Annotated in this window: 4 protein-coding genes, 1 tRNA gene and 1 pseudogene; 1 reads left to right on the forward strand and 5 read right to left on the reverse strand. The window is 60.8% G+C overall.

Annotation, left to right across the window (positions count from 1 at the left end):
• Positions 1 to 150: 150 nt before the first annotated feature.
• A pseudogene (locus tag ACEW8Q_RS06195) lies at positions 151 to 480 on the forward strand (hypothetical protein); the annotation flags it as partial.
• Here the strand turns inward: ACEW8Q_RS06195 and ACEW8Q_RS06200 are convergent.
• The 5 genes from ACEW8Q_RS06200 to ACEW8Q_RS06220 all read right to left on the reverse strand — a co-directional run bounded on the left by ACEW8Q_RS06200 (position 410) and on the right by ACEW8Q_RS06220 (position 7,600).
• Entirely contained in the window at positions 410 to 910 is a 501-nt protein-coding gene (locus ACEW8Q_RS06200) for a hypothetical protein (RefSeq protein ID WP_373503182.1), read from the reverse strand. The pseudogene ACEW8Q_RS06195 and the gene ACEW8Q_RS06200 overlap by 71 nt on opposite strands.
• A complete protein-coding gene (locus ACEW8Q_RS06205; protein WP_373503183.1) occupies positions 882 to 1,517 on the reverse strand; it encodes a hypothetical protein in 636 nt (211 codons plus the stop codon). The genes ACEW8Q_RS06200 and ACEW8Q_RS06205 overlap by 29 nt, the downstream gene beginning before the upstream one ends.
• A 4-nt stretch (positions 1,518 to 1,521) precedes the next feature.
• Positions 1,522 to 4,545 (reverse strand): BPTD_3080 family restriction endonuclease, encoded by a 3,024-nt coding sequence (locus ACEW8Q_RS06210; RefSeq protein ID WP_373503184.1) that lies wholly within the window; start codon positions 4,543 to 4,545, stop codon positions 1,522 to 1,524.
• Between the two features lie 450 nt (positions 4,546 to 4,995).
• Positions 4,996 to 5,085 (reverse strand) — tRNA-Ser (locus ACEW8Q_RS06215).
• A gap of 61 nt (positions 5,086 to 5,146) precedes the next feature.
• Entirely contained in the window at positions 5,147 to 7,600 is a 2,454-nt protein-coding gene (locus ACEW8Q_RS06220; RefSeq protein WP_373503185.1) for a hypothetical protein, read from the reverse strand.
• Positions 7,601 to 7,791: the final 191 nt, after the last annotated feature.

A 7,791-nucleotide genomic window follows, 5' to 3' on the forward strand; every position in this document is an offset into this window, starting at 1 on the left:
CACTGGCAAGCGCCTCGATAGACGTGGTAGCTTTCTTCATGGTGTTGCTCTCCATTCAGGATTGAACACCCCGAGCCTACGGCTCGAGGAGAGCAACGCCAACCTCACTCCAATTTTCTACATTGAGCGGGACATCCCCACGATCTCGAACCATCCCACATTGCCGATGTCTTGCGCCCAATTTGGCTCGAAACACCGGAAACGGCGTCCAGGGTGAAACAGCGGTGCCACACGGTCATGAGCTGGTGCTGGGCGAAAAAGCTCGTCACCGGCAATCCCGTGGCAGTTGTTGAACACCTGCTTGCCCTCCAGCCCAGCAAGCGGGTCAGGGTCCAGCATCAACCTTCGATGCCTTGGCGTGATGTCCCGGCCTTCGTGAAACGGTCCTTGCGCGGCAAGGATGCCAACGTTACGGCGGGTCGAAATAGATGCACTGCACCTTGCCGCGCAACGCCTCGCGTTCAGCCAATGAACCCATGACAAGAAGGCTGTCGCCCAGGATCATGCGGTTCTGCCAGTTCTGCGCATGGGCATAGAACTCGGTTCGTGCCTCGCGGTCGGTCAATCCGTTGAAGTCGTGGAAAAAGTCGATCTGCGGAGCCGCGTCCTGCTTTCGTTCGGCAGACCGGCGCCGCAGATTGTCGATCAGGGCACGCGGATGGATTTTTTCCTGAATGTAGATCGGCGGCGCGGCGACTTCCAGTGGTGCACCGTCTTCGGCGTCCTTGCCACGCCATACAAGCTGCGGGTCAAGGTCGGGATTGCGCGGATAGCGCAGAACCTTCATGGCCTTGTCGTCGTCCGGCACCAGCGACTGATTTTCCGCCGTGGGGATGTTTACGCGCTTGGCAGAACCGTGCGTGTAGCTGTCAACTTCTGTCTCAGTCTTCGCTGTCGTCTTCTTCGCCATTATCTGCCTGCTGGAGTGCGATGGATTTGAGTTGACCTTCGATCCGGTCCAATCTGGTTTCGAGCAACTTGGAACGTGTATTCGGGTCGGGCACCTGTTTAATGAGCGTGCTTGATTTCAGATTACCGGATTGTGAATTCAGCCTCGGTTCGAACGAGGCGATCATCGCTGCTTCCATGGCGTCGATCATAGTCTTCACTGTCACGCGCCTTGCGCTGACGGAGCGGAGCGTCCCGTCCTTGTTGATAAGCTTTAGTCCGTACCAAGAGAAAAATCGCCAACAGCCACCTATCTCGCTCGTGGCGTGAACCTTCAGTCGGGAGAACAGTGTATTGCCGCCCATGCTCACTTCGGCATTCTTGGTCTTTGATCGCCCGACCTGTCCGGCATAGACGGGCTCATACCTGTCATCATAGAGAACATAGATGCCGATCTGGTCAGCCACCTCGACAGGCTGCTGGCCTCGCTTGCCGCCTAACTTATGATGTTCCCGCTGCACGCCCTTCCGGCCGCGCCAGTCCACGAGTTCGCGGTCCCAAAACTGACCGTAGCAGGCAATGATGGTGTCAGCCTTCGAACTGCGTTTCTTGCGTCCCCTTTTGGCCATGTCGCTACTCTGCCGCCAGAAGTGGCTTCAGATGGCCACGAATGATTTCAGCAGCGTCATAGGGTGCGTCTTTCAGTTCCAAGAAGCCCCAGCGCCCATAGCGGCGGGCGTTGTTCACAGCGGGCACCCAGATGTTGCGCATGGTCTCGGCTTTGGCGGCGTCTTTCTCGTCACGCTGGCCCTTCACCTCGATCACGAGGTTCAAGGGCTCGGCCTCACCGTCATCAATGCGGGCGATGTAGTCGGGGCGATAGCGCAGCGTCTCGCCGCCATGCTCATACGGCACCTCGAAGCCAAGGTTGTGGTTCTTCACATAGGCAACAACTTCGCCCATGCCCTCAAGCCGCTGGGCTAGGCCAGCCTCCCAGTCCTTGTCATAGACGACGAGATTGATGTGGCACTTGTCGGCGCGCGTGGTGAAGAGCGAGGTCTTCGACGTATTGAAGTCGACGTGGCTTGTCGATCCCTCGGGGTTATAGGCGTTGAGTATGGGCAGAAGTCCAGCGCCCGTACCATCGGGCGGGGCCGTGAGGGACGGTACGATGGCGCGGTAAATCTTTTCGACGGCGCGATAGGCAAGGGACCGCCACTTGAGGAATTGGGGCCGCGTGTCACCCGCACATGTCAGGCAAGTCTTGAACCAGCTCTCGGTGATCCGCACAAGTTCCGGGTAGCGCCAGACCTGCAACGCGCCATCGGCGTCGCGGAACTTCTCCCTCAGCAGCACACCGGCAACGTCGAAGATCACGGACTTGAGGCGGAGCTGGTCCGCGTCCGTCCGCAGGTCCATGGTGAAGCCTTCGCCGATTAAGGGCTCGATTTCGGTCACGACCGGAATGTCGTCAGCCGTGAGCCTCATGCGGCTGTCAGCCGTGAACACCGGCTTGAGCGGCACCCGCTTGAACACGACGCGATAGCCCTCAACATTGGGGAACCTGATTTCGCAGGCCGCACGGTCTTCTATGGCCCGGATGCGTGTGACCTTCGGCGGCGGCTTCGGCGCGATCTTCTCACCCTGTTGCGCGAAGGTGAAGGGAACCCCCAGCACATCGGCATATTCCACGGTGAAGAAACCGGTCGCAGGGTCGGGTTCATAGCTGATACGGCGCAAGCCACGGCCTACCACCTGTTCGCACAGGAGTTGTGTGCCAAAGGCGCGCACGCCCAAGATATGCGTAACCGTGTTGGCATCCCAGCCCTCGGTGAGCATCGACACGGAGACGACACAGCGGATGTCGGCACCCAGCTTGCCGGGCCGTCCGACCGTGTTCATGACCTCACGGAGGATGTCGGCGTCAGTGAGCTTGTCGATATCGCGGGGATCATTGCGCTGCCGCAGCTCGCGCTTGAAGGCTTCGATTTCGTCCTTTGCAAGGTCACGGAATTCATCGGTGAGGGCATCACCGGCCTCCAGCTGCTCGCTGTCGATCAACAGCGTCCGCCTCCGCCCCAGCCATCGCCCGTGATCGTCGACGTTGGAGAACAACGGCAGCTTGCCGGGAACGAGCCGGGTCTTGGCGTTCTCGCCTTCGCCCTCGGTCACCTCGTAACCGGAAATCCAGTCGGCCACGAGCTTCGATGTCGCCGTGTTGTTGCACACCACGATGAAGACGGGCGGACGGCCAAGGTCGGGTTGCGCCTCCCATGCGTCATAGATGCTCTTGTAATGCCGGTAGAGGGCATCGGCGGCGGACAGCAGGAGGTGCGGCAGCTTCTGGGGGTCCATGAGGGACTTCGACTGCTTGCCGCGCCCCTTGCGGGGCAGGCCCTTCGGGTCCTGTTTCAGGATGTTGCGGTACAGGTCGCGGAACTTGGGCAGGTCACCCTGAATGGCATCATCTAGCACGGGCAGGCGCGGAACCTTCACGATGCCGCTTTCGATGGCGTCCAGTAGTCCGAAGTCGGACACCACCCACGGAAACAGCGTGCCTTCCGGATAGCCCGAGCCGCGCAGAAAGAATGGCGTGGCCGACACGTCATAGACGGCCTTGACGCCGATCTGCCGGTTGAAGGCTTCGATGCCGCTGATCCACACGCGGGCGGCTTCCTCGTTCTTCTCGGCTTCCTTGCGCTCTTCGGCGTCTTCGATGGTTTCGGCGTCGTCAGTCGCCTTGTGACGGTAGCAGTGGTGCGCCTCGTCATTGAGGACGATGATGTTCTTGCGCCCCATGAGATTGGCATCCTTGGCGACACGGGCCACCATCTCGCCTTCGCTCTCGACGAAGCTCTTCGGGCCGTCGCGGCCCCCCAGCAGCTCACGGTTCAGCTTGGAGACCTGCAACAGCTCCTTCGGCATGAAGGCGTGATAGTTGGTGATGCCGATGCGCGCCTTGCGAACCCCGTCCAGCAGGTCGGGCGGCACGAGACTGAGAACCTCATAAATGTTTTCCGGGTGCGACGGATTGAGTACGCTCAGCCGGTCGCGGATGGTGATGCCAGGGGCAATGATCAGGAAGGCGTCTGAGAAGGTCCGGCTGCCGGATCGCCTCGCCTTGTTGACGGCATGCCACGCAATGATCATGCCCATGACGGTTGTCTTGCCGGAACCGGTCGCCATCTTGCAGGCGAGCCGGTAGAGGCCGGGATTGGCTTCCTTGTTGGCGTCTTCGATCTGCTTGCGGAACCGCTGTGGTGCGACCTCCGTGAGGTAGATCAGGGTCTCGACCGCCTCACGCTGGCAGAAGAACAGCCGCCGCGCCCGTGACGGGTCGCGCCAGTGCTGTAGGAGCCGCTGGGTTTCGGGCGAGACGCCCCATTGGCTGGGGGGCAGGCCACGCCACTGGTTCACGTGGGTGCGGATTTCGTTGATCAGCGCGTTCGGCGTGATCTTCGTCCCGGCATCGTCGAACAGGTCCAGTTCCGCCTGCTTTGGGCCACGGCGGCGGGCGGCTGCCACAGGCACCACCTGAATGCTCTCACGCCTGTCAGCGAGCTTTACGCCAGTGGGCTGGCCTTGATCGTCCAGCTCATAGTGATAGGCCGGGGCATCGAAGGGTGTGTTGATGATTGGGTTGTCGACGAACCCCATGCTGCCCCGTCCCTGATTTGCAAACTTGTAGTCATCTTAGACAATCGCGGCGGGAACGGAAGACCTTAACGCTAGGTCATCAACTACTGCGGCTTTTCAAAAATTTTCCAAAAATTCTGCGAGCGATGGGGTAATGGCCCCACGCCACACGCTCGCTCTTTCCCCCACGGGGCCTCGCGCTCAGCCAAAGAATTCTTTCCTGCCCGCCGCCGCTCGCCCTCTCCGCCGCATAGTAGTCCTATGGCCCCGCTCATTTGCCTTGTCGGAAGGTGCGGTGGGAAGCTGGCGGTGGGCAGCTACGACAGACCGTAGATGGGCTTCCCGGTTGCCACTCAACAGACCGAACCAACGCGGGTTCATCACAGCGAAATCAAAATGTGGGGCTAGATGTGGGGCCAATTGCCAAAACTTGGAGATTATCTTTTAAATTCAATATGTTAGGTACAAGAATGGCGGAGGGGGAGGGATTCGAACCCCCGGAGGGCGCGAACCCTCAACGGTTTTCAAGACCGCCGCAATCGACCGCTCTGCCACCCCTCCAGGTGCTGCGGATTGGGAGGTTTCCTAGCAGCGATTTGAGGCGGGCTCAACCGTCGCCTCGTCAGAGAATGAAATCCGCCGCCGTTATGTTGGCCGCGGTAAACGCGGTCAGCACGATCTCCATTTCGGCGCCGCCCAACCCGCTTGTGTTGAACCGCAATACGGTATCGGCGCCGGACTGGATGGCGATGATCTGTCCTTCGCCGGTGAAGCCGCCGGCCGCAACGAAGACAAATGCTTCATCCGTGGCGCCGCTGCCGGCACGGGCGTCGATTGCCGAAACATCGATGACATCGCGGCTGCCGGCCGTCTGGGAAAAGCTGGCAATAGTATCGCGGGTTGCGCCACCTGCCTGGCTGTGGTTCGTGCTGCTGAAACTGAAGGTGTCAAGCCCGCCGCCGCCCTGCAGTTCATCCTGGCCATTGCCGCCAATCAGCAGGTCCGCGCCGCCGCCGCCTTGCAAAACATTGTTGCCCGAGTTGCCCGTGAGCCGATCATCCATGGAGCTTCCGGTGATATTCTCAAATCCGTCGAAACTGTCGTTGGCGGCATGGCCGCCTCTCGCGGTCCCTGCGGCGAGAGAGACCGTGACACCCGCCGTTGATCCCGCATAGTCGAGCGTATCGATGCCATCGTCGCCGGACAGGATATCGCCCCCGACGCGCCCGCGGATCGTGTCGTTGCCAAGGCCCCCGTCGAGAACATTGCTGGCCGACGAGCCGTAAAGCCTGTCATCATGGGCCGAGCCCGTGAGCCACTCGATATCGCTCAGGGTGTCGCCGCCTGCCGATCCGCCCGATGCACTGGCAAGCTGCAGATCGATGCTGACGCCATTGGCCGAGGCGCCATAGTCCACTTCGTCGTTGCCGCCTTCGCCATCATAGACGTCGGCACCCAGCGAACCGATGAAGCGCTCGCCGACGTAGGAGCCCGTATAGGAATCGTCACCCGCTGTGCCGGAAAAGCGGATATCGTCGCCATCTTGCCATCCAGTGAACGCCACGCCCGAGAGATCGCCGGTGGCCCCTTCGAGGATGAGGGCATTCAACGCCGCTGCATCGCCGCTGTCTGCCTCCTGGATGCCGGTGGCCCCACCCATCGCATCGGCAGACAGGCTGAGAGACCCGATCGAACTGCCGAAATCGAGACGCTCGACGGAATTGAAGGTCGACAGCGTCAGGTGCTGTCCCGCCGGCGCCAGATTGACCACCAGCAGGGTGTCGATGCCGCCGTCTCCGTATACTTCACGTGAGGCGTTGGCCGTGCCTGACCTGACCTGGAACGTGTCGCCGCCATCTCCGCCGTGAAGAATGTCCGCGCCATCGGTCATGACGAACGTGTCAGCGACGCTCGTACCGGTCGTGGTTTCGTCACCGATGGAGCCCGAAAACGTCACCACGTCCAGGTTCTCGTTCCAATCCACGAAGGAGAGGGAAGAGCCGTCGGCCTCGCCATAAAAGTAGATCAGATTCTGTCCGGCGGAGCCGGTGATCGTGTCGATCTTGCCGGCGCCGATCTGGCCGCCCGCGACATAGAGGCTTGTCACCCCACCCGCCTGGCCATCAAACTCGAGATCTTCGACACTCGTCAAGGTCACGCTTCTGATGTCGATGATGAGATCGTTCACTTCGGAAACGACGATCCTGTCTCGGCCCGCGCCGCCCTGGATCACGGAGGTGCTGCCCTGTCCTTCAATGTGAATGATATCCCGCCCGGCCCCTGCGTCGATGGTGTCGCTGCCTCCCTGGCTGAAGATCTGGTCTGCGAACGCCGAACCGGTGATCTGGTCGTTGCCTGCGGTTCCCAGAACTTGAATGGTATCGGTGATGCTGTCCCACGCGGAGAACGTGACCGCACTCAGGTCGATTGCGGCCGCGCCATGGAATTCGATGGCGTTGCTGGCCGCGGAGCCGGCCACCGACACAATGCCCGACGCGGCAAACCCGGCAGCATCGAACAGGGCGGTCTGGCCAATGTTTGCGAAGGCCAGTTCCTCGACGGCAGCAATCCCGGCATCAAGAAAGTCATAGGTGCCTGCTTCCGCAAGCTCGATCCTGTCGCCGGAGCCCAGGCCGCCATCGATCATATCGGTAATGGGTGTGGTGAACCCGAGGTAGCGGAAGGTGTCTGTACCCCGGCCGCCATGGAATACGTCACCCTGGGTTGCGTGCCCGGAGACGATCACGTCGGACCCACGCCCGCCCTCGATCACATCCTTGCTGCGCGAGGCGACGAAAGCATCATCGCCGGCGGTCCCGCCAAAGCTGATCGAATCGTCTGGCGACCAGCCGGTGAACTCCCATGCGGAAGCATCCACGCTGCCGCCGTTCACGACGATGCTGTTCGCGAACGAATTGCCTGTCCAGTGTACGCTGTTGAGAATGGTGATGTCGTCGAACTGGCCGGCTGAGAAGGTCGCCGTGGCGGCATTGACGCCCGTAAAGGTGACATCCGTGATGTCGTTGAGCACCTGCGCAGAGAAATCCGTGGTCGCAGCAACATTGAGCAGGGCCATGTACCCCTCCGCCTTTGTGATGGCGCCCCCGCCATCTGTGACCCTAACTTAACCGACATACACCGGATGGCCGGCCTATTTAGTTCGAGTTTTGCGCGAATTGGCAACTTTGGCAAGACCCAGCCTTGGCAAATTGCGTCACCGGTCCGCCAAAGCCGTGATGTCTGCCCGTTACTGCCCGAACACTTCGA

The sequence above is a fragment of the Aestuariivirga sp. genome (genome assembly GCF_041738905.1).
Classification (GTDB): Bacteria; Pseudomonadota; Alphaproteobacteria; order Rhizobiales; family Aestuariivirgaceae; genus Aestuariivirga.